Source organism: Oleiphilus sp. HI0079, from assembly GCF_001635105.1.
Genome location: NZ_LWFT01000082.1, coordinates 1 through 1187, shown reverse-complemented (window position 1 = coordinate 1187; position 1187 = coordinate 1). Strand labels below are relative to the sequence as shown.

The window sequence follows — 1187 nt, the reverse complement described above, 5'->3', positions numbered from 1 at the left end:
TCAGCATCAAATATATCCGTGCCATAAAGATTCAACTCTTCCAAATTCGTCAACCCATCTGAATCACAATCTTCATTACCGTCGGATACATCATTAGGATCCGAGTCGCTATTGAATTCATCTGGATCGAGCGGGCAGGATCCGGGGTTAACACTGCCAAATTCCAATTCTTGTTGATCGGTCAAACCATCGTTATCCGAATCTACCTTGTAACCAGCAAGCGCTGAGCTAAGTTCATCCGCTTCTCGACCATCGCTAAGGCCATCACTGTCGCTATCAACAAGGTAGTTACTGATATCACGGTATGCATCAAAGCTGTCTAACACGCTTTGCCCACCCAACATTGTATTTGCATCGCCCGCATTGGCATCATCAAAACCGGCATATTCCTCATACCACCCAGGAATATTGTCGCTATCACTGTCTCCGACCTGGAAGCGCGAAAATTTTATGTAGCCTGTGGATGGTGAACTTGGATCATCATATGCGCTTAATAACGCTGCATCTTCTTGTGCGGCAATAAGAACAATCGGGTTCTGTACAAATCCATCTCGCGTGTAAGACCAATAATCGTTCGGTGCGTTCGGGTCAGGAATAAACTTTATGACTAATTGCTGTTGGCGATTAGTGGTAACTGTTTGCAGATCCGTACTGCCTACTTGAAGCGCCTGAGTGAACTTAAGCTCACTCTCTGCATTAGCTGCTAGGAATTGCGATGTAGCAGGCAGATAGATGTGACCAGACCCAAAACGGATTCTTTTATTGCTAAGAGAGTTATCCACAAGTAATGGGCCATCTAAATCTAACCCATCTGGATTGAGATTTTGTGGGGATACTTGACTCGAAGCTGACGATGGATTGCGGAATTCATAAGCAGAAAAAACAATTGGATCTTCTAAAACCCACAGCTTGCTCTTTACTGCCGGATCATCCCAAACACCATTTGAAATTGAAACGGTACCGACTAACGACGACTCAAGAGAATAGCTCGTCTTATTAAAGAAATGCTGAGTGTATGTTCCGCCAATATCGTTGCTTTCTACAATCAGGTAAGAACCCTGATCTAGAACAGCGGTTACTGGTTCGCCAGAAGGTAAAGTGAACGCATTAACGAACGCAGGCGTCGCTCCTGATAGATCGTACTCTCGAACCAAACCATCATCAAAGCCAACATAAAGCGTATTATC

At 44.5% G+C, this 1187-nt stretch carries 1 protein-coding gene; it reads right to left on the bottom strand.

Features of this window, described 5'->3' with window-relative positions; genetic code table 11:
• Nucleotides 1–1187: hypothetical protein (locus A3750_RS25635; RefSeq protein ID WP_197474789.1), on the bottom strand; the 1187-nt coding region annotated here is incomplete at both ends.